At 71.0% G+C, this 19220-nt stretch carries 16 protein-coding genes and 1 pseudogene; 4 read left to right on the forward strand and 13 right to left on the reverse strand.

The window, feature by feature from the left end; translation table 11 throughout:
- Window positions 1-38: 38 nt before the first annotated feature.
- The 4 genes from ACFWBW_RS28525 to ACFWBW_RS28540 all read right to left on the reverse strand — a co-directional run bounded on the left by ACFWBW_RS28525 (window position 39) and on the right by ACFWBW_RS28540 (window position 3915).
- On the reverse strand, window positions 39-1088 hold the full coding sequence (locus ACFWBW_RS28525; RefSeq protein ID WP_385378099.1) for a beta-ketoacyl-ACP synthase 3: 1050 nt from the start codon (window positions 1086-1088) through the stop codon (window positions 39-41).
- 476 nt (window positions 1089-1564) lie between these two features.
- Entirely contained in the window at window positions 1565-1888 is a 324-nt protein-coding gene (locus ACFWBW_RS28530) for a putative quinol monooxygenase (protein ID WP_385378102.1), read from the reverse strand.
- A 45-nt stretch (window positions 1889-1933) separates the two neighbouring features.
- Entirely contained in the window at window positions 1934-3037 is a 1104-nt protein-coding gene (locus tag ACFWBW_RS28535) for an oxidoreductase (protein ID WP_385378105.1), read from the reverse strand.
- 140 nt (window positions 3038-3177) lie between these two features.
- On the reverse strand, window positions 3178-3915 hold the full coding sequence (locus ACFWBW_RS28540; RefSeq protein ID WP_385378108.1) for a TetR-like C-terminal domain-containing protein: 738 nt from the start codon (window positions 3913-3915) through the stop codon (window positions 3178-3180).
- 141 nt (window positions 3916-4056) lie between these two features.
- Here ACFWBW_RS28540 and ACFWBW_RS28545 point away from each other — a divergent pair, with 141 nt between their 5' ends.
- A complete protein-coding gene (locus ACFWBW_RS28545) occupies window positions 4057-5517 on the forward strand; it encodes a purine-cytosine permease family protein (RefSeq protein WP_385378111.1) in 1461 nt (486 codons plus the stop codon).
- A gap of 35 nt (window positions 5518-5552) precedes the next feature.
- Here the strand turns inward: ACFWBW_RS28545 and ACFWBW_RS28550 are convergent, their stop codons facing one another.
- The 4 genes from ACFWBW_RS28550 to ACFWBW_RS28565 form a co-directional block, all read right to left on the reverse strand.
- A complete protein-coding gene (locus ACFWBW_RS28550) occupies window positions 5553-6989 on the reverse strand; it encodes a GH1 family beta-glucosidase (protein ID WP_385378114.1) in 1437 nt (478 codons plus the stop codon).
- A 75-nt stretch (window positions 6990-7064) separates the two neighbouring features.
- Window positions 7065-8012, reverse strand: a complete 948-nt coding sequence (locus ACFWBW_RS28555; RefSeq protein ID WP_385378117.1) for a carbohydrate ABC transporter permease — start codon at window positions 8010-8012, stop codon at window positions 7065-7067.
- A 4-nt stretch (window positions 8013-8016) separates the two neighbouring features.
- The gene (locus ACFWBW_RS28560; protein WP_385378121.1) at window positions 8017-8979 is read right to left on the reverse strand and encodes a carbohydrate ABC transporter permease; all 963 of its coding nucleotides are present in this window, start codon (window positions 8977-8979) and stop codon (window positions 8017-8019) included.
- Between the two features lie 138 nt (window positions 8980-9117).
- On the reverse strand, window positions 9118-10488 hold the full coding sequence (locus tag ACFWBW_RS28565; protein ID WP_385378124.1) for an ABC transporter substrate-binding protein: 1371 nt from the start codon (window positions 10486-10488) through the stop codon (window positions 9118-9120).
- A gap of 446 nt (window positions 10489-10934) precedes the next feature.
- Between ACFWBW_RS28565 and ACFWBW_RS28570 the strand changes: the two genes are divergently transcribed.
- The gene (locus ACFWBW_RS28570; RefSeq protein ID WP_385378127.1) at window positions 10935-11993 is read left to right on the forward strand and encodes a LacI family DNA-binding transcriptional regulator; all 1059 of its coding nucleotides are present in this window, start codon (window positions 10935-10937) and stop codon (window positions 11991-11993) included.
- Between the two features lie 167 nt (window positions 11994-12160).
- Here ACFWBW_RS28570 and ACFWBW_RS28575 read toward each other — a convergent pair whose 3' ends face one another.
- The 4 genes from ACFWBW_RS28575 to ACFWBW_RS28590 form a co-directional block, all read right to left on the reverse strand.
- The gene (locus tag ACFWBW_RS28575) at window positions 12161-13945 is read right to left on the reverse strand and encodes a glycoside hydrolase family 6 protein (RefSeq protein WP_385378130.1); all 1785 of its coding nucleotides are present in this window, start codon (window positions 13943-13945) and stop codon (window positions 12161-12163) included.
- A gap of 16 nt (window positions 13946-13961) precedes the next feature.
- Entirely contained in the window at window positions 13962-15491 is a 1530-nt protein-coding gene (locus ACFWBW_RS28580) for a cellulase family glycosylhydrolase (RefSeq protein WP_385378133.1), read from the reverse strand.
- A gap of 353 nt (window positions 15492-15844) precedes the next feature.
- Window positions 15845-16537 carry a VOC family protein gene (locus ACFWBW_RS28585; protein ID WP_385378136.1) on the reverse strand — a complete coding sequence of 231 codons (693 nt, stop codon included), beginning with the start codon at window positions 16535-16537 and terminating at the stop codon, window positions 15845-15847.
- Between the two features lie 68 nt (window positions 16538-16605).
- A complete protein-coding gene (locus ACFWBW_RS28590) occupies window positions 16606-17514 on the reverse strand; it encodes a LysR family transcriptional regulator (RefSeq protein ID WP_385378138.1) in 909 nt (302 codons plus the stop codon).
- 117 nt (window positions 17515-17631) lie between these two features.
- Between ACFWBW_RS28590 and ACFWBW_RS28595 the strand changes: the two genes are divergently transcribed.
- Complete coding sequence (locus ACFWBW_RS28595; RefSeq protein WP_385378141.1) at window positions 17632-18393, forward strand: SDR family NAD(P)-dependent oxidoreductase; 762 nt, start codon at window positions 17632-17634, stop codon at window positions 18391-18393.
- Between the two features lie 61 nt (window positions 18394-18454).
- Window positions 18455-18667, forward strand: coding sequence for a 4-oxalocrotonate tautomerase family protein (locus ACFWBW_RS28600; protein WP_385378144.1), 213 nt, complete (start codon window positions 18455-18457; stop codon window positions 18665-18667).
- Window positions 18668-18736: 69 nt separating this feature from the next.
- Here the strand turns inward: ACFWBW_RS28600 and ACFWBW_RS28605 are convergent.
- Window positions 18737-19220: pseudogene (locus ACFWBW_RS28605) on the reverse strand (hypothetical protein); the annotation flags it as partial.

Here is a 19220-nt window from a genome sequence, read left to right on the forward strand (position 1 = left end):
AGGGGAGGGGCCGGCGAGCCCGGGACGAAGTGCGGGCCTCAGGGGGCCGGTTCGATGCCGGGCACCGCGCGCTCGAACCGCGGCCAGAGCACGGCGGCCGACCCCCAGGTGAGCCCGGCCCCGAAGGTGGTGAGCAACACCTTCTCCCCGGCGTGCAGTTCGCCGCGCGAGGCGGCATCGGCCAGGGCGAGCGGGATGGACGCGGCGCCGGTGTTGCCGACCCGCTCGATGTTGGTCACCCGGCGCGGTCCGGGTACGGGCAGGCGCTCCCCGACGGCCTTCACGATGCGGGCGTTGGCCTGGTGGGCGCAGAACCGGTCCACGTCCTCGGGCGACCAGCCCGCGTGCTTCAGTACGGTCTGCGAGGACTGGGTCATCCGGGTCACCGCGTGCTGGAACACCTCGCGCCCCTGCATGCGGAAGTGCCGGTCGCCGGGGCCGTAGGCGTCCGGGGCCGACCGCTCCCTGGCCCCGCCGCCGCGCACCTCGATCAGCTCGTCGCCCGAGCCGTCGCTGCCGAGGTCGAAGGCGAGGATGCTGCCCGGTTCCCCGGAGCGGCCCCGGCGCAGGACGACGGCGCCCGCGCCGTCGCCGAAGACGATGCCGGCCGAGTGGTCCTCGGGGTCCAGGAGGGTCGAGTACAGGTCGGCCGCGACGAGCAGGACCCGGTCCGCGCAGCCGGACAGCAGGGCGCTGGCGGCGGTGGCGAGCCCGTAGAGGAAGCCGCTGCAGGCGGCGTTGACGTCCCAGGCGGCCGCACCGCCCAGGCCCAGACGGGTGGCCAGCTGCGGGGCCATGGCCGGCATGGGCCGGTCCGGGGTGGAGGTGGCCACGAGCACGGTGTCCACCGGAGCGCCGCCCGCCACGGCCAGGGCGCGGCGCCCGGCTTCGAGGGCGAGCTCACCGGTGGACACGCCGGGGTCGGCCCGGCGCCGTTCGCGGATCCCGGTGCGGCGGTGCACCCAGGCGTCGTCGATGCCCCATGCCGAGGGGAGTCCGGCGTTGGCGACCACCCGGGGCGGGACGTATCCGGCGATGCCCTCCAGCACCGCCGCGGGCGGGGCGGAACGGGTGGCCGTGGTCGTCAACTGGTCTTCTGGGCAAGGCAGGAGGGAAGTCACGCACGTCTCTCAGGAGGGATCTCGGGGGAGCGGCACGACTGTAGGGCGCGTCAAGATCACGGCGGGCGCGGAGGCGCAGGGGAACGGATGTGCTGAACGCCTGGTTCGGCATCATCGCCGCAGCTCAGGGGAGTGAAGGAAGAAACGTTACGGCCAATGGGCCATCGGGGGATCGCCCGAAAGGTTGAACCAAATGCGGCTGACCAGGCCTCCTGCTGACGTCGGGGTGCAGCCGCCGCCGGGACCATCAACCGCTTCTGCGGGCCGAGGGCAACGGTGTGGAAGGGGTACCGCTGTTGAACGTGTTGCACACGCACCTCTCCCGGGCCTCTCCGTGGCGTGCGAAAGCGAGAAGAGGCCGGGAGGGGGGCGGGCGTGAAAGGGGCAGAAAGGAGAGTGACGAGACAGGGGAGAGGGGGTGCCGGGGCAGGCAGGGGCGCCCGTCAGTCGACCTGGAGCTCGCCCATCCGGCTCCAGCCGGTCGCGCCCTCGATGGTGGTGCTGACGATCTCCGGCGTCCGGGTGACCAGGGGGCGCATGGTCTCGAGGGCCGCGCGGAAGTGCCCGGAGGTGACGTGCGCCTCCGCGGCATCGTCCTGGAACGCCTCGACCAGGACGTAGGTGTCCGGCTCCTCCAGGCTGCGCGACCACTCGAACCACAGGTTGCCCGGCTCGGCGCGCGTGGCCAGCGTGAACTCCGAGACCAGCTCGGGCCACTGGTCGACGTACTCGGGCTTGACGGGGAATTTGACCACAATGAAGATCATTCGAGCATTGTAGGCGCGGCCGGGCCCGCCGAGCTTGGAGCGCCCTCAGGTCTGCTCGGGGGCCGCATCCGAAGGCGAAGCCGCTCCCGTTTCCGCTCCCGTTTCCGCTCCCGTCCCTGTTTCCGCCCCCGGCACCGGTGCGGGGAAGGCGACGGCGGTGAGTGTCGCCGCGAAGTCCTCCTTGCGCATCCGCTGGTCGACGTAGAGCAGGGAAATGACCAGTTGCGGGAAGCTGAACTGGAACAGCGAGCTGACGACACCGCCGAGCAGCATGACGGCCCCGTAGACGAGGAACCCGAAGACCAGCGTGCCGGGGTCCGGTGACGGCTCGTCCGGCCCCGGCAGCGTCGGGAAGATCGCGAACATGCCGACGAAGCCGAACGGCATCTGGATGGCGTACCCGATGGCCATGGCCACGAGCTGCCCGAGCAGTGAAACGCCGAACACCCTCCACCAGCCGTCGCGGATCAGTCGCGAGGAGCGCCGCAGGGACGCGACCGGGCCGAGTCCTTCGCACACCGCCGCGGCGGGCGCCAGGCTGAACCGGGTCACGAGCCAGACCGAGAAGGGCACGCACAGGAGCGAGCCCAGGAGGAGCAGGCCGATGGCGGCTGGCGGGCCGGAGCCGTCCGGGTCAGTGGTCATGATGATCAGCGGGATGCAGATCGCGTACAGCAGGAGCGCCGGCCCGCCCGCGATCAGCGCCGTGAGCAGTACGGCGGCGAGTACCGAGGGCAGCCGTGACCAACTGCGGCGCCACATCGCGCCGAAGGACGTGGGGAGGCCGAGCACCGCCTTCTGGATCAGCGCGGGACACAGGGCGCTGAACATCGCGGCGGCCACCGTCATCACGACGAGCAGGACCACGCCCGCCGGTACGAAGGACAGGAAGAGGGCCGCCACGTCCGAGCCCTCGGGGTCCTGTCCCGGCGGGAGATCGAAGACGGCGGAGAACCGGTCGTGCAGGGCCGCGTAGGAGATCGCGAGCGTGGCGGCCACGAGCAGGATGCCGATGCCCAGGACCACGGCCATGACGCCGATCAGGGGCTTCCAGTACCGCCGGAAGGTCCCGAAGGCCCCGTTGATCACATCGCCCGTACCGAGCGGGCGCAAGGGTATGACGCCCGGCTGCGGGGCCGGCGGTGGCATCCAGCCGCCACCCCACTGCGGCGGTACGGGCTGACCCGGGTGGTGACTCCACCCAGTGTGGTGCGACATTGCTGTTCCCCCTCGTATGGAGGGACACGGTAACCCGCAGGTGAAAGCCTCCTGTCAAAGACCCCCGGTCCTCAGCGGGTGTCCGCGCCCGCCCCGTCCAGGGGGACCACGAGTCCGATGGTCTCGGCCGCCACCGCGACGGCGTAGTCGAAGAACGCGGACTCGTCCCGGACGCTGTCGTGGGTGCGGCTGAAGACCTGGAACACCAGGAGTCCGATCAGGCTGCTCCACAGGACGATCCCGCGCTCGATGACGTCCGAGAACGGAGCCGGGGGCAGGCCGCCGAAGGCCTCCACGGCAGCCGGCAGCAGCAACGGCGGCCCGGGCACCGCGCGCCGCGCCGGGGTGAGTTCGCCGCCCGCCAGCGCCGCGCCCACGATGCCGGCGAGGACGCCGGGTGTGCGCGAGGCGGGCAGGACGGTGTCCTGCGGGGCGTGGTAGCCGGGTACGGGCGACCCGTAGATCAGTGTGAACTCGGCAGGGTGGTCGAAGGACCACCGGCGCAGGGCGCGCGTGACCGCGAGCAGCCGCGCACCCGCCGACGCCTGGACTGCGGTGGCGGCCGCGTCGGCCTGCTCCATCGCGGCGCCGGACGCGTCGTAGGCACCGACGACCAGCGCGGTCAGCAGGTCGTCCCGGTGCGGGAAGAGGGCCCGCACCTCGGTGACGGCGCTACCGCAGTCGCGCGCGATGGAGTCCAGGGACAGCCCTGCTCCGCCCAGCTCCGCCAGGTGCAGGCGCGCGGTCTTCTTGATCGACTCCGACAGGACCGCGTCGCCCGATGTCGATTCCTTTGCGTAATCGTCCATGCCGAAACCGTACCGTTCGGCGGCAACTGCCTTGCGTGCGGGCTCTGTAGGGCCGGCGACGAGGGACCCGGCAGGAAGCGCCGCCCAAGTGCGCTGATGTCGTCGTACGCGACTCCTCCCCGGGTGCGTGAAGATCGCTCCATGGGATCCACGGACAGGGACTCGGGCACGGGCAGGGGCTCGCAGACGGACCCGCACCCGGAAACGGACACGGACCGGCCCGGCCGGATCGAGGCCCACGGCATCGACCACGTTCCCGACGAGGAACGCCACGGCCGTCCCCGCGAGCTGTTCCCCGTCTGGGCGGCGGCGAACGTGAACTACCTGAGCATGGTGGTCGGCGGCGCCCTGATCCTCATGGGCCTGAGCCTGGGTCAGGCCATCGCGGTCATCGTGCTGGGCAGCCTGTTCTGGGCGCCGATCGGCCTGCTCGCCGTCTCGGGACCGGCCTCCGGCACGCCGAGCGAGGTGATCGCGCGGGCGATGTACGGCATCCGCGGCAACCGGGTGAACATCGCCGTCAACGGCTGGCTGCTCTGCATCTGCTACATCGCTCTCAACCTGGCCGCCGCCGCGGTCGCCGCCTTCGTCCTCGTGGAGAAGGCGGGCATCGAGACGAACAGCGGGGTCAAGATCACCGTCGTGGTGGTCATCGCCGCCCTCACCCTGGCCATCGGCGTTTACGGACACGCCACCATGGTGAAGCTCTACCCCCCGATCGCGATCGCCCTCACGGTCACGTTCGCCGTCGTCGCCGCGTACGTGTGCACCCGCGCCGGCCTCGGACGCCAACCCGCCGAACCACTGACCGGCGGCGCCCTGTGGGCCACCCTCGCGGCCGGCATCACGCTCATCGCATCGGGCCCGCTCTCGTACACCAACAGCGCCGACTTCTCCCGCTACCTGCCGCGAACGGCCTCACGGACGGCGGTCGCGGGCTGGACCGCGCTCGGCGGGTTCCTGCCCGGAGTCCTCCTCACCTCGCTGGGCGCCCTCGCCGCGACCGTCGTGGACATGGCCGAGCCGCAGGCCGGGCTGGAGGGCATCCTGCCCTCCTGGTTCTCGCCCGTGTTCCTGTTGGCGATCGTGTTCGGCACAATCGCCAACAACGCCATGACCGCCTACAGCTCCGGCCTCGCCCTCCAGGCCATGGGCGTCCGCGTCCGCCGCTCCGTCGGCGTCCTCGTCGACGGAGCGCTCGCAGTCGTGGTGACCCTGTACGCGCTGCTCGTCTCCGACTTCCTCGACACCGTCGGCAACCTCCTCCAGTTGACCGTCGTCGTGCTGGGCCCCAGCACGGCCGTCTACGCGACCGACATCCTGCTGCGCCGCTGCCGCTACGACGGCCCCGCACTCGGCGACGAGACCCCGGGCAGCCCCTTCTGGTACACCGGCGGCGTCAACTGGGCCGGAGCGCTGGCCCTGACGGCGGGCATCGCGGCGGCCGCCCTCTGCGTGGACACCCTGTACACGGGCCCCGTCGCCCGGGCCCTCGACGGCGTGGACCTCTCCCTGCCCGCCGGCATCGCCGTGGCGGCCTCCCTCTACGCGCTCCTGATGCACCGCTCCCTACGAGACCGGACCACCGGGCCGGAGGCCTGACCCGGTACGCCACCGGCGGGCGCCTCCCGCGCCGGCTAGGACGGGGCGTGCAGCTCGCCCGTCCGCGCCACGCGGGCGTACCAGCGCGCGCTCGATTTGGGTGTGCGCGCCAGGGTCTCGTAGTCGACGTGGATCGCACCGAACCGCTTGGCGAACCCGTACGACCACTCGAAGTTGTCGAGCAGCGACCAGAGGAAGTAGCCGCGCACGTCCACCCCGTCGGCGATCGCCCGGTGCACCGCGTCGAGGTGGGCGTGGATGTAGGCGGCCCGCTGCGGATCGTGCACCGTGCCGTCCGGACCGACCTCGTCCTCGTACGCCGCTCCGTTCTCGCTGACCACGAGCGGCAGCCCGGGGTACCGGGCGGCGGTCCGGGTCAGCAGGTCGTACAGGGCGCTCGCGTCCACGGGCCAGCCCATCGCCGTGCGCTCACCCGGGGCCCGGTGGAACGCCACGCGCTCCGCGCCCGGCCACGGCGAGTGCTCGCTGTTGCCGTGCCCGTCGTCCTGCGGCACGCCCTCGCCCTCCGCCGCGCACGAAACGACCGTCGGGGTGTAGTAGTTGACGGCGAGCAGGTCCAGGGGTTGGTGCACCGTGGCGGTGTCACCGTCCCGGACGAAGGACCAGTCGGTCAGGTGCGCAGTATCCGCGAGCAGGTCCTGGGGGTACGCGCCCTCCAGCATCGGGCCCAGCCAGATCCGGTTGCCGACGGCGTCGATGCGCCGGGCCGCCTCCCGGTCCCCGGCCGACGGGGTCAGGGGACGGACCTCGTGGAGGTTGAGGGAGACCGCGACCCGACCGTCCCCGGGCAGCGCCGCCCGCAGCGCCTGCACGGCGAGGCCGTGGCCGAGGTTGAGGTGGTGGGCCGCGCGCAGGGCGGCGACCGGATCGGTCCGGCCCGGGGCGTGCACGCCGGAGCCGTAGCCGAGGAACGCACTGCACCAGGGCTCGTTGAGGGTGATCCAGTGCTTCACCCGGTCCCCGAGGGCGTCGGCCACCTGGCCCGCGTACGTGGCGAAGCGCTCGGCGGTGGAGCGTTCCGGCCAGCCCCCCGCGTCCTCCAACTCCTGGGGCAGATCCCAGTGGTAGAGGGTGAGGGCGGGGGTGATGCCGGCGGCGAGCAGTTCGTCGACCAGCTTGCGGTAGAAGTCGAGGCCCTTCTGCACGGCAGGTCCCCGGCCGGTCGGCTGGACGCGGGACCAGGAGACGGAGAACCGGTAGGCACCCAGGCCGAGTTCGGACATCAGCCGGACGTCCTCGGGGAAGCGGTGGTAGTGGTCCACGGCCACGTCACCGGTATGGCCTTCGAAGACCTTGCCCGGGGTGTGCGCGAAGGTGTCCCAGATGGACGGCGTCCGTCCGTCCTCGCGGGCGGCGCCCTCGATCTGGTACGCGGCGGTGGCCGTGCCCCAGAGGAAGTCGGACGGGAATGAGCGGACGGCGGTGAGCGGCCGGGTTTCGGACGCGGTCATAGGAGAGCGCTCCCAACGCAGGGTCGGATGAAGTGGTGCCGGACGAAGGGGTGCCGGACGAAGGGGAAGTGGCGGTCAGTTCTTGACGGCGCCGGCCGTGATTCCGCCCACGATGTGCTTGCCGAGCACGGCGAAGACCAGCAGCAGCGGCAGCGTGGATATGAGTGCGCCGGTCAGTACGACGGCCTGGTCGACGGTGTGATTGCCCGATCCGAGGCCGGCCAGGGCCACCTGAAGGGTCGGATTCCCGTCCGGGGTCAGTGCGATGAACGGCCAGAAGAAGTCGTTCCAGGCCTGGACGAAGACGAGCATCCCGAGGACCGCCATCGCGGGCCGGGCCACGGGGAAGACCACGTGCCAGATGATGCGCAGGCTGTGCGCGCCGTCCATCCTCGCCGCCTCCACCAGCTCCACCGGCAGCGCCTCAATGAGGTACTGGCGCATGAAGAACACGCCGAAGGCGGCGACCAGCGAGGGCAGGACGACCGACTGGAGCTGATCGACCCAGCCGAGGTCGGTGATGATCTGGTAGAGCGGGATCACGCTCAGCTGCGGCGGAATCGTCATGGTCGCCACCACCAGTGCCAGCAGGGCGCCCCGGCCCTTGAACGGCAGCCTGGCGAAGGCGAAGCCGGCCAGGGTGGAGAACAGGACGGTGGACAGGGCCACGAGCCCGGCCACGATGGTCGTGTTGACCAGCGCCTCGCCCATGTCGACCTGGTTCCACGCGAAGGTCAGGTTGTCGAAGAGCCGGGGGCCGGGCAGGAGCGGGGCCGGGGCCTCGACCACGCGCTCGCCCGTGTGGGAGGCGGCCACGAGGTTCCAGTACAGCGGGAAGAGGGAGACGAGGGCGGCCAGGCCGAGGAGGACGTACGTCAGCGGTCCCGCGTGGTGCTGACGGCCGGCCGACTGGCGCAGCAGCCTGCGGCGCGGCGCCGGTGTGGTGGCCCTGCCCCGGGGCGCGGCCGGGGCCTCGAGTGCGGGCGTGGGCGTGGGTGTGGGCGTGTCGACCGTGCGGGCCATGAGCTCAGCTCCCCGACTTCTTGCGCTTGTGGTTCGAGCGGGTGACCAGCGCCTGGACGCCGCCGATGAGCAGGAGGAGCAGCAGCATGACCCAGGCGATGGCGGAGGCCTGGCCCAGCGCGCCGGTCACCCACCCCTTCTCGTACATGAGCAGGCTCAGCGTCTGGAACTGGTTCCCGCTGCCCCCGCTGATGCCGACGCTGCCGCCGTAGAGCATCGGCTCGCCGAAGAGCTGGGTCGCACCGATGGTGGAGACGATGACCGTGAAGAGGATCGTCGGCCGGATGGAGGGGATGGTGACGCTGAGGAACTGGCGCAGGCGCGAGGCCCCGTCCAGCGCGGCGGCCTCGTACAGGTCCTGCGGTACGGACTGCATCGCCGCCAGGTAGATGAGCGCGTTGTAGCCCGTCCAGCGCCAGATCACGATCGTCGAAATGGCGATCTGCGCGGGCCACTTGGAGGACTCCCAGGCAACCGGGTCGAAGCCGGCCCAGCCCAGGACCGTGTTGATCAGCCCGTAGTCGGTGTTGAAGAGCTGCGCGAAGACGAGCGTCGCCGCCGCGATGGAGGTGGCGTACGGGGCGAGGACCGCGACGCGGAAAAAACCCCGGCCGCGGAGCCGGTAGTTGAGCAGGTGCGCGAGGCCGAGGGCCATCAGCAGCTGGGGGACGGTGGAGATCACGCCGATGGTGAAGGTGTTGGCGAGCGCGTTCCAGAAGAACTCGCTGGTCGCCAGGGAGCTGTAGTTCTCCAGCCCCTTCCACTGCGCGCTGCCGCCCAGTTCGACGCGGTGGAGCGAAAGCCAGCCCGTGTAGATCAGGGGGAAAAGACCGAAGGCCGCGAAGGTGAGGAAGAAGGGGGCGACGAAGACGTAGGGGACCGCCTTCAGGTCCAGGCGGTAGAGCGTGCTGCGCAGGCCGGCGGGCGGCGCGGAGCCGCTGCTCGTCGCCCGTACGGAGGTGGCCACGGGGGCGTCCTTCCGGGTCGGTGCGTAGGGGTGATGCGTACGGCTGCGTACGGCTGCGTGCGTACGGGGGGGGTACGGGAGACACGGACGGGGGCGGCCCGCCGCCCGCAGGCGGCGCGACGGGCCGCGCGCGACCCACTACTGATCGATCTTGTCCTCGACCAGCTTCTTGACGTTCTCCCAGGCCTTCGCCGGGTCGGTGCCGCGCTGCTCGATGTCGAGGATGCCGTTGTCCGTGAGGAAGGTCTTCACCTGGCCGTCCCAGCGGCTGATCGGGGCGGGCGTGATGCCGGCGGCGGCCTCCGAGTAGATCTTGCCGACCGGGGTGTCACCGAAGTACGGCAGCTTGGCGTCCTGGACCGCCGCGGAGGTGAGCGTGTCCTTGGTGGAGGGGATGTTGCCGTTCACGCCGAAGACCTTGGCGTGCTGCGCCGGCGCCGTGAGCCAAGCGGCGAGCTCGGCCGCCTCCTTGGCGTGCTTGCCCGACTTCGGCACGGCGAGGAACGAGCCGCCCCAGTTGCCGGCCACGGGCGGCGCGGCGATGTCCCACTTCCCCTGGTTCTCCGGGCCCGCCTGGTCCTTGATGATGCCCGTCATCCAGCTCGGGCAGGCGACGGTGGCGAACTTCGTGTTTTTGAAGGCCGCGTTCCAGGTGCCCTTCTCGTCGAACTGGCGCAGCTTCGCGGTCAGTTCTCCCTTCGCCGCCGCCACGGCGGTGTCCCACGCCTTCTTCACTCCCGGGCTGTTCTCGTAGTCCAGCTCGCCCTTGGTGTTGGCGTACTGCACGGGCTGGCTGGAGATCACCGCGTTGAACAGGCCGCTGGCGGAGTCGTGGAAGGCGGTTCCGGCCGGGGCGTTCTTCTTGTACGTCTCGCCCGTGGCGATGAACTTCGCCCAGTCGCCCGCCCAGAGCTTGGCAACCTCGGTGCGATCGGTCGGGAGCTTGGCCTGGGCGAAGAGGTCCTTGTTGTAGCAGATGGCCATCGGGCCGATGTCCGTGCCGAGGCCGATCACCTTGCCGTCGCCCGTGGTGGCCTGCTTGACCTTCCAGTCGAGGAACGCGCCGAGGTCCGCGCCGCCGGCCTTGCCGAGGTCGGTCCACTTGTCCGCCATGGCCGGACCGGTCGCCTCCGCGATGTAGCCCACCTCCAGGGCCTGGATGTCCGCGAGACCGCTGTCGCGGGAGAGGCGCAGCTTGAGCGTGTCCCAGTACTTCTGGCCGTCGGCGACGTTCGACTCTTCGATCTTGATGTTGGGGTGGGCCTTCTCGTACTCGGCGTAGAGCTTGGCTCCGGTGGCGTTGTCGTAGCCGAAGGAGCCGAAGGTTCCGATCCGCAGCGTGATCTGCTCGCCGCCGCCGGCCGCGCCGTCGCCCTTGCCGCTGTCGCCGTCGCTGCCGCATCCGGTGAGCAGGGCCGTACCGGTCGCCACGACGGCGATCGCGGCGACCGCGTTGATCGCGGTGCGGCGTCCGCGTCCGCGGTCGTGTCTGCTGATGGAAGTGCGCATTCCACTCTCCTCGTCCAAGGTGGTGCTCGTTGTGCGCCGGGGGGTCCGGAGGGCTGTTCGCGGCTCGGCGAGGGCCCTGCCCGGACCTGATGTGAAGGTCGTTCTGGCATCCCAGAGTGGGAGCGCTCCCACGTCGTTGCCGGAAGGTTGCTGCTTGGTGGGTGCAGGTGTCAAGACGTGAACGCGAATTCGTGACGTGACGGCCTTCGGCGCCCCTCGCGCCCCGCTTGCCGGCGCGGCCCCGTCGGGTCCTGAACGCGGTCATGGCATTGAGCCGGGATCATGAGTAATGTGGGAGCGCTCCCACTCGGGCTCCCGGGCGGCGGATCGGCGTAACGTGTTCCGCGTGAGACGGGGGCGGGAACCGCTTCTTACCTGATCAGCCGCGACCGGCCCGGGCATGCACGGCCCGGAGCGCGAGAGCGTACGAGGGGAGTTCGAGGATCGTGAGCGGACGGCAGAACGGCAGGCCCACCCTGGAAGAGGTCGCGGCCCTGGCCGGTGTCGGCCGGGGCACGGTCTCCCGGGTGATCAACGGCTCGCCGCGGGTGAGCGAGCAGGCCAGGGAAGCCGTCGCCCGGGCCGTCGCCGAGCTGGGGTACGTGCCCAATCAGGCGGCCAGAGCTCTGGCCGGGAGCCGGACCGACGCGGTCGCCCTCGTCATCCCGGAGACCGAGGCCAGGCTGTTCTCGGAGCCGTACTTCCTCGACCTGATCCGCGGGGTCAGCGCCGAACTTGCCGCAGCCGACAAGCAGTTGCTGCTCACACTGGTCCGCACCGAGGCCGAGCGCCGGCGGTTCGAGGACTACCTGGCCGCCCAGCGGGTCGACGGCGTACTGCTGGCCTCCGTGCACGGCGACGACCCGCTGCCGGACCGGATCGCCCAGCTGGGGCTGCCGGTCGTCATGAACGGCCGCCGCTCCGAGGCCGAACCGGTCGCCTACGTGGACTCCGACAACATCGGCGCGGGACGGGCGGCCGTCGCCCACCTGGTCGGGCGGGGCCGGAGCAGGATCGCGACCATCAGCGGGCCGCTCGACATGTACGTGGCCCGCGCGCGTCTGGGCGGCTACCGCGCGGGGCTCGCCGAAGCCGGGTTCCGGCCCGACGAGTCGCTGGTGGCGACCGCGGACTTCACCGAGGAGGGCGGCCGGCTGGCGATGCGCGAGCTCCTGGAACGCGCCCCCGGCCTGGACGCGGTCTTCGCCGCCTCGGACGTGATGGCGGCCGGCGCCCGCGGGGTGCTGCGCGAGGCCGGACGGCGGATCCCCGAGGACGTGGCCCTCGTGGGGGTCGACGACTCGGCGGTGGCCCGCCTGATGGACCCGCCCCTGACGAGCGTGCGCCAGCCGATCGAGGAGATGGGCCGCACGATGACCCGGCTGCTGCTCCAGAAGATCGCGGAGCCGTCCGGAACCGGGGCCGCGCCGGCGCAGAAGAAGGAGGAGGGCGAGGAGCCGCGCAGGGTCCTCCCGACGGAACTGATCGTGCGGGACTCTTCCTGAGACCCGAAGCTCGCCCCGGCCCCGGCCCCGGCCCCCCCCTGCCGATGCCGATGCCGATGCCGGTGCCCCCTGAGCGTGCCGCGGCCGGAGCCGGACGGAACCGGTGTTTTCCGTACGCCTCCGGCCCATGAGCGTCGCGGCGGGACGGTCAGTTCACCGGCGGTGCGTCACAGCGCCGGGTGGGCGTTCTTCATGAGCTCCTGGAACTGGGCCGAGAACCACTGGCCCGACAGCGGCGCGTTCGGGAGGGATCCCGACATGCTGTTGCCGTTGCGCGCGTTGCCCGTGTACGTCGGGTCACACATCCGGTCGAAGCCCTTGCCCTCGTCGTTCGGGATCTCCTTGCTCGCCCCGTCCGACTCGCCCGGCGGCTTGATCCACACGTAGGCGTCGATGCCCGCCGCCGGGGCGGCCTGCGGCCGCTCGCCGAGGCCGGCGCCCGACTGGTTGCACCAGTTGCCGAGGTGGATGCGGCGGTCGTAGCGGCCCCCGTTGACGTAGGTGTCCACGCTCGTCAGCGCGCCGGGTCCGGTCGGCCGCGCCGTGCCGCCCCAGCCGTTTCGGGAGGTGTCGATCAGCATGCCGAGGTTCGCGTCGAAGCCCAGGGAGACCAGCTTGGTCCGCATGGCCTGGGCGTACGAGAGCTCGTCCGTGTACCGGTTCCAGTCGACCCACTTCGACTGGCGTACGGAGGTGCCGTTGACGGAGTCCTCGATCTTGAAGTGGTCCTCCTTCAGGGCGCTGTAGTTGGCCGTGTTCACGATGAAGCCGTGCACCTTGGCGAGCGTGGATCCCTCGGCGGTGGCCGCCTGCTTGAACATCTCCGCGGAGGAGCCGAAGTTGTCGTCCCAGCCGAGCCAGCCGTGGTGCCCCGCGTCCACGTAGTTGTAGACGTTGGCGATCGAGCCCAGCTTGTTCAGCGCGTAGCCGACCCCCTTGACGTAGTTGCCGTTGGCCTTCATCACGTCGCAGTTGGCCGTGGCCGTCGGGCGCCCGGTCACGTTGGTGACCAGGTTCGGCAGCGAGTCGATCTCGACGGTGGTGACGATCCGCAGCCCCGCGTACTTGGAGTCGGCGAGGATCGCGGCGATCGGGTCGATGTAGGTGGTCTTGTACTTGTCGATCTCGGTCGGGCCCAGTTCGCCGTTGGAGGCGAGCGCTGCGCAGTCCCGTCCGGGCAGGTTGTAGATCACCAGCTGGACGACGAGCTCGCCGCTGCCCTTCTGTGCCAGCGCCGCGTCCAGATGGGCGCGCAGTCCCATCGAGCCGCCCGTACCCGCGATGGCGGCGGTGCGGTCGAGCCAGACACCGGTGGGCTGGTTCGACACCTTGGTGCCACCGGGCTCGGCGGCGGCCTTGGCGGACCACTCGGGGTTCACGTACACCTTGGCGCCGGCGTAGGGGTTGTCGGCCTTGCCGCCCGACGGCGGCGGAGTGGTCGGTGGGGTCGTGGGCGGTGTCGTCGGGGGAGTGGTCGGCGGCTGGGTCGGGTCGGTCGCACCGTTGCAGGTGACGCCGTTGAGCTTGAACGTCGCGGGCACGGCGTTCGTGCCGCTGTGCGAACCGTTGAACCCGAAGGAGGTCGAACCGCCCGTGGCCAGGTTCCCGTTGTACGAAAGGCTCTTGGCTGTCACGGCCGCCCCGGACTGGCTGATCGTGGCGTTCCAGCCCTGGGTGACCTGCTGGCCGTTCGCGTAGGCCCACTCCAGGGTCCAGGAGGTGACCGGGTCACCGGTGTTGGTGACGATCACGTTGGCTCCGAAGCCGGTGTTCCACTGGTTCGTGATCTGGTACTCGACCTTGCATCCCGCGGTGGCGGCTCCGGCGGAGGTGCCGAACACCGTGGCGGTGGCGCCGGCGGCGGTGACGAGGCTGAGGGCCGCCAACAGGGCGGTGCGCCTGGTCGTACGGGACGTGGTGCGGGGAGTCGTGCTGAGTGCTGTGCGGCTCATTTTGGTGGGATGCCTTTCAGTTCAGGGCGCGCAGGTGGTCGCGCAGCCCGGTGCCGAATGCGGTGGGGGTGCCGTCGTACGAGGTGATCAGGGCCGGACCGGAGGCGCAGTTCCAGGTGTTCCAGGTCCAGCCGAGGTACGAGAGCGAGCGGTCGTCGAACCACTTCATGACGCGGTCGATGAACGCGTGCGCGCAGGTGTTCTCGCCGATCTCGCCCGCCACGAGGGGGACCCGGGAGGCGACCGGCGCCAGAGTTGAGTCCCAACATGCCTCGCTGGAACAGGTGTTGAAGTTGTAGACGTGCCAGGCCGCGGCCAGATTGCCCGTCGGGTCGGTGGGGGAGTGGGTGAGCCACTGGCTCAGGTCGTTGGAGTAGGCGATGCCGGGGACGAGCACGAGATTGCGGGCGCCGGTCGCGCGGACGGCGTCCACCAGGTCCTGCATGCCGGCGACCTCGTACCCGATGCCCGGACACGTGCCGCCGTCGCGCCAGCAGGTCCATGCCTGGGCGGTCGTGGAGGTGGCCCGGTCCGGATAGGGCTCGTTGAACAGGTCGAAGACGACCCGCCGGTCGTTCTTGAAGGTGTTCGCCACCGAGGTCCAGAACGCCGGGGTGTACCGGGCGTCCGGCATCGGCTTCTGGCAGGAGGCGTGGACGTCGGCGCATCCGGAGGAGTTCCCGGTGTACTGCCCGTACGTCCAGTGCAGTTCGACGACCGGGGTCATGCCGTGCGCGAGGACCCGGTCGACCAGGCCCTTGACGGCGTCGGCGTAGTTCGCGCCCCGGTACTCGGGCTTGATGTTGTCGAGGCCGAGCCAGCACTCCTCGTTGAGGGGGATGCGGACCGTGTTCGCCTTCCAGTCGGCGATGGCGCGCACCGAGGCGTCGTCGACCGGGCCGTCGAAGATGCCGTGACCCTGGACGCACATGTACTCGGCCCCGGAGCGGTTGACGCCGAGGAGTCGGCGGGTGGCACCGTTCCGGTCGGTGAGGCGGTTGCCGGTGACGCTCAGTTCGGGCGCCCCGGAGGTCGGGTCGGTGGGTGTGGGTGTAGGTGTCGGGCCCGTGGGTGTGGGCGTGGGCGTCGGAGTCGGAGTGGGCGTCGGAGTGGGTCCGGGCCCGGAGTCGGTGGTGCAGGCGGCTCCGCCCAGCGTGAACGCGCCGGGCGCCGTATTGGCGCCCGACCACGAGGCGATGAATCCGGTGGTCACGCTCGCGCCGGTGCCGAGCGTGGCGTTCCAGGTCTCGTTCACGGCGGTGACGGCCGACCCGGTCTGGGACCACTTGGCGCCCCAGCCCTGACTGAGGGTCTGGCCGGCCGGGAAGCCGAAGCCGAGGCTCCAGCCGTTCAGCGCGGAGCTGTTGTTGGTGACGGTGACCGAACCCTGGAATCCGCCGGCCCATTGGCCGGTGACCGAGTACGTCACCGTGCAGGAGGGTGAGGCCGCGGCTCCTGCGGCCGTACCCATGATGGCGAGCGCACAGCTCGCCATCGCGAATGCTGCCGTCGTGAGCAGCACGAACGTACGTGGGGGGTGTCGCATGAGCGAGTCCTTGCAGCGAGGGCGCGCTTCTGACGGCGCGCCGACTGACGGATTCGCTCCCACTGGTTGGGGCCAGACCGTAGCTGCAACTGACGCCAAGGAAAAGAGGGGTTGACGAAATTCCCCTGGGAACGCCTTCGACTCTTCGCGGACCTTGACGGCGTTGAGTCCCGTCTGCACAGTGGGAGCGCTCCCACTGGTTCAGAGCTTGTGCCCATCCCCTGCACGCCTTCATCGACAGGCCGAGAGGAGAACCATCCCCGCACCAGCCCCGAGCCGCCCGCGCACCCGCCCTGACAAGGCCTGCGCGGGCCATCAACGAGTTGTTGTGAGCAGCAGGTTCGAAGGAGGTTTCAGCTGTCCCGGCCCTGCCATGTGGTCACGCAGACTTCGTTGTCCTCCAGGTCGGCGAGCACCCAGAATGCGGGGGCGCGGGTCGCGGACACGAGTCGGCCCCCGGCCGCCAGTGCGCTCTCGATCCGCTGGGGTGCCTCGTCGTGTGGAACACAGATGTCGAAGTGGATGCGATTGCGCTGCGGGCGGGCCCGGTCCATCTGCTGGAACCAGACGGCCGGGCACTGCCCGACCGGGTCGACGAGCGGATCCTCCGGCCCGTCGGCGCCCGCCTCATCCGCATAGCCCAGTACTGCCTTCCAGAACGGCCGAATCCCGGCGATGTCCAGTGCGTCAATGGCGATCTCCAGAAGCTGGACGGACCGCGGTGACCCCGTTGCGATATGAGGCTCTGTCAGAAACCCGGACTCGTCCGCGGCGGCGGAGATCCGACGCGCGAGCTCGACGTCCCGGGCGGTGACCGCGGCCCGGTCCCACGACTGCAGAGTGAAGACGGCCCGATCGGGGCGGGCATCGACCCGAAGGTGCCGGTCGGCGTCGTCGCCGCACACCGCGACAGCGTCCGCTGCCAAGCCGATCGCCTCGGCCAACGACCCGACCGGGAGCGACGTTTGCAAAGTACCCAGCAAGAAGCGCCACCCGTGGTCCTGGACCGCCTCCGACGCTTCCTGCCGGCTCAAGATCTGTTCCATGGCCGCATCCTTGCAGTCCCCGCTGCCGGTCAGGCCCACCAGTACGCCTGAAACAGGCCCCGCCCCCCTCAGTCCACGCGAGGCGCTTCGAGACGGGCGACGAGTTCCTCGACGAACGACTCCAGGTGGGGCGGGCGTTGACCGGTCCGCGTGGCGACGAACCAGGTCCGGGTCAGCGGCTTCGCACCCATGCGGACCAGGGCCAGATCGTGCGAGGCCGCGTAGGGGGAAGCCACCCAGTTGGGCAGGACCGTCAGTCCCTGGCCGCCCGCCACCATCTCGATCACCAGGTCGGTCACCACCGGCATGGTGGTGATGCGGGCGGGCCGGGCGCCGGCGGGGATCGGGAGCGGCATCGACGGGATGCGCTTCTGGTCGTAGAAGTCGTAGAGGACCAGGTCCGTGCCGTCGAAATCGCGGGCGGTCACGTGCGCCCGGGAGGCCCACGGGTGCCCGGCGGGCACCACCGCCACCATTTCGTCGTCGAACAGCCTGGTCAGGGACACCCGGTCCATCTGCAGGTCCGGTTTGGTCACCAGGGCCACGTCGACCAGGTCGGCGAGCAGGGCCGGGATCGGCGCGTCGTCGGCGACGGTCTCGATCCGGACCTCGATGTCCGGCTCGCGCGCCCGGAAGGCGCGCAGGACCGGCGGCAGCCAGGGGAAGGTGGTGCTGCACTGCGCGGCGAACCGCACGCGCCGGTCCCGCCCGTCGCGGAGCTCCCGCAGGTCTCGCGAGGCGGATTCGAGTTCTCCGAGGACGTGGCGGGCGGCGACCAGGAGGCGGCGGCCGGCGGCGTTGGGGATCAGCCGGCGGCCCTTGCGGTCGAAGAGCGGCATCCCGAGACGGGCCTCCAGCCGGGTGAGACGCTGGCTCAGTGCGGGCTGGCTGACGTAGAGCCGCTCGGCGGCGGCGGTCAGCGAGCCGGCCTCGGCCGTGGCCTCCAGGAGTTCCAGGTCGCGCAGGTCCACATCCATAACGCTGGATTATCACATGCTCCATATTCCGTCGTGGTGTTATGGGTCGAGGGCTCCTAGGTTTCTGGTGTCGGCCACCGGGACTCCCCGGCCGCCGCCCACGAAAGGGACACCTTCATGAGCGTCACCAGCACCACGACCGCGCGCACCACCACGGCCCTCGTCACCGGCTCCTCCAGCGGCATGGGCCTCGACATCGCCCGCGCCTTCCTGGGGGCCGGCGCCAACGTCGTGCTCAACGGCCGCGACCCCGACCGTCTCGCCAAGGCCGCCGCCGGTCTCGGGCATCCGGAGCGCACCGCCTGCGTCGCGGGCAGCATCGCGGACCGGGAGACCGGCGAGGCACTCGTCCGTACGGCGCTGGATCGGTTCGGGCGGATCGACGTCCTGGTCAACAACGCCGGCACCTTCGAGCCGAAGCCCTTCACCGAGGTCACGGAGGAAGAGCTCGACGGCTTTCTGACGGGGAACCTCAAGGGCACCTACCTCACCACGCAGGCGGTCGTGCGCGCCCTGCGCGCCCAGGGTGAGGGCGGCAGCATCGTCAACATCGGCACCGTGCTGGTGGACCACGCGCTGGCCGGTTACCCGGCCACCGCACCCGTGGTCAGCAAGGCCGGTGTGCACGGGCTGACGACGAGCCTCGCGGCCGAGCTCGCCGCCGACGGGATCAGCGTCAACCTGGTCGCGCCGGGCATCATCCGAACCCCCCTGCACGCGGGGGCCGACGTGGATTCCTTCGGCGGTCTCGCCCTCCAGGACCGCGTCGGCGAGGTCGCCGAGATCTCCGACGCCGTGCTGTACCTCGCGGGCGCCGGGTTCGTGACCGGCCACTCCCTGCGGGTGGACGGCGGCCACGTCACCGGCCGTCGCATCTGACACCCCTGCCGTACCCGATATCCGCCCTCGCTTTCCACCGCCACGAAACAGAGGAATCACCGTGCCGTACGTCAACGTCAAGATCACCCGTGAAGGCGCCACCGCGTCGCAGAAGGCCGAGCTCATCGCGGGCATCACCGACCTGCTGGTCAAGGTCCTGGACAAGGACCCGGCGACCACGTTCGTCCTCATCGACGAGGTCGCCCTGGAGGACTGGGGCGTGGGCGGCGTCCCGACGGACGAGTACCGCCGCCGCAACCGTCCCCGCGACTGAGCCCGGTCGGTCCCGTAGGGAGAGGCCAGGCCGTGCGCCGGTCAGGTCGTGCGCAGGGCCGTGCACCGGTCAGGTCGTGCGCAGGTCCGCCGCGCACCGGTCCGGGCCGATGAAGGGCAGCAGCCGCACCGTGGTCCCGTCGCCCTCCAGCAGGCCGTCCAGGACGCCTTGGTGGACGGCGCACACGGCCTCGGGCCGGACTCGGGCCAGCTCCCGGTACGGGCACTCGTGCAGCAGCATCCGCCGGGTGCCGGGGTCGGGCCCCGGCGCGTCCCGGGGCGCGAAGCCCATCCGGGCGGCCGCGGCGAACACCCGCTCCGCCGCCGGTCCGCTCCCGGCCAGCCGGCGCCCCCAGTCGAGGCCGGCCTCGCGGGACGCGCCCGGGCCGCCCCCGACCGCGGCGGCCAGGGCCTCGGCGAGCTCCCGGAAGGGGGCGTCCCCCGCTCCCTCCCCGGGATCGGGCCGGGTGGCCGTGTAGCGCAGCCGGGGCCGGCCCCGGCCCGGCCCGGGGGAAGGGGTGGGTAGGGGGAAGGAAACACTTGGCCGGGGGGGC

Origin of the sequence: Streptomyces sp. NPDC059957 (assembly GCF_042730015.1) — a bacterium.
Lineage (GTDB): Bacteria > Actinomycetota > Actinomycetes > Streptomycetales > Streptomycetaceae > Streptomyces.

What these genes read in the sequence shown, in the direction of transcription:
- ACFWBW_RS28530 (WP_385378102.1), bottom strand. Translation starts at nt 1,888, where the DNA reads ATGATCTTCATTGTGGTCAAATTCCCCGTCAAGCCCGAGTACGTCGAC.
- ACFWBW_RS28535 (WP_385378105.1), bottom strand. Translation starts at nt 3,037, where the DNA reads ATGCCACCGCCGGCCCCGCAGCCGGGCGTCATACCCTTGCGCCCGCTC.
- ACFWBW_RS28540 (WP_385378108.1), bottom strand. Translation starts at nt 3,915, where the DNA reads ATGGACGATTACGCAAAGGAATCGACATCGGGCGACGCGGTCCTGTCG.
- ACFWBW_RS28545 (WP_385378111.1), top strand. Translation starts at nt 4,057, where the DNA reads ATGGGATCCACGGACAGGGACTCGGGCACGGGCAGGGGCTCGCAGACG.
- ACFWBW_RS28550 (WP_385378114.1), bottom strand. Translation starts at nt 6,989, where the DNA reads ATGACCGCGTCCGAAACCCGGCCGCTCACCGCCGTCCGCTCATTCCCG.
- ACFWBW_RS28555 (WP_385378117.1), bottom strand. Translation starts at nt 8,012, where the DNA reads ATGGCCCGCACGGTCGACACGCCCACACCCACGCCCACGCCCGCACTC.
- ACFWBW_RS28565 (WP_385378124.1), bottom strand. Translation starts at nt 10,488, where the DNA reads ATGCGCACTTCCATCAGCAGACACGACCGCGGACGCGGACGCCGCACC.
- ACFWBW_RS28575 (WP_385378130.1), bottom strand. Translation starts at nt 13,945, where the DNA reads ATGAGCCGCACAGCACTCAGCACGACTCCCCGCACCACGTCCCGTACG.
- ACFWBW_RS28580 (WP_385378133.1), bottom strand. Translation starts at nt 15,491, where the DNA reads ATGCGACACCCCCCACGTACGTTCGTGCTGCTCACGACGGCAGCATTC.
- ACFWBW_RS28585 (WP_385378136.1), bottom strand. Translation starts at nt 16,537, where the DNA reads ATGGAACAGATCTTGAGCCGGCAGGAAGCGTCGGAGGCGGTCCAGGAC.
- ACFWBW_RS28590 (WP_385378138.1), bottom strand. Translation starts at nt 17,514, where the DNA reads ATGGATGTGGACCTGCGCGACCTGGAACTCCTGGAGGCCACGGCCGAG.
- ACFWBW_RS28595 (WP_385378141.1), top strand. Translation starts at nt 17,632, where the DNA reads ATGAGCGTCACCAGCACCACGACCGCGCGCACCACCACGGCCCTCGTC.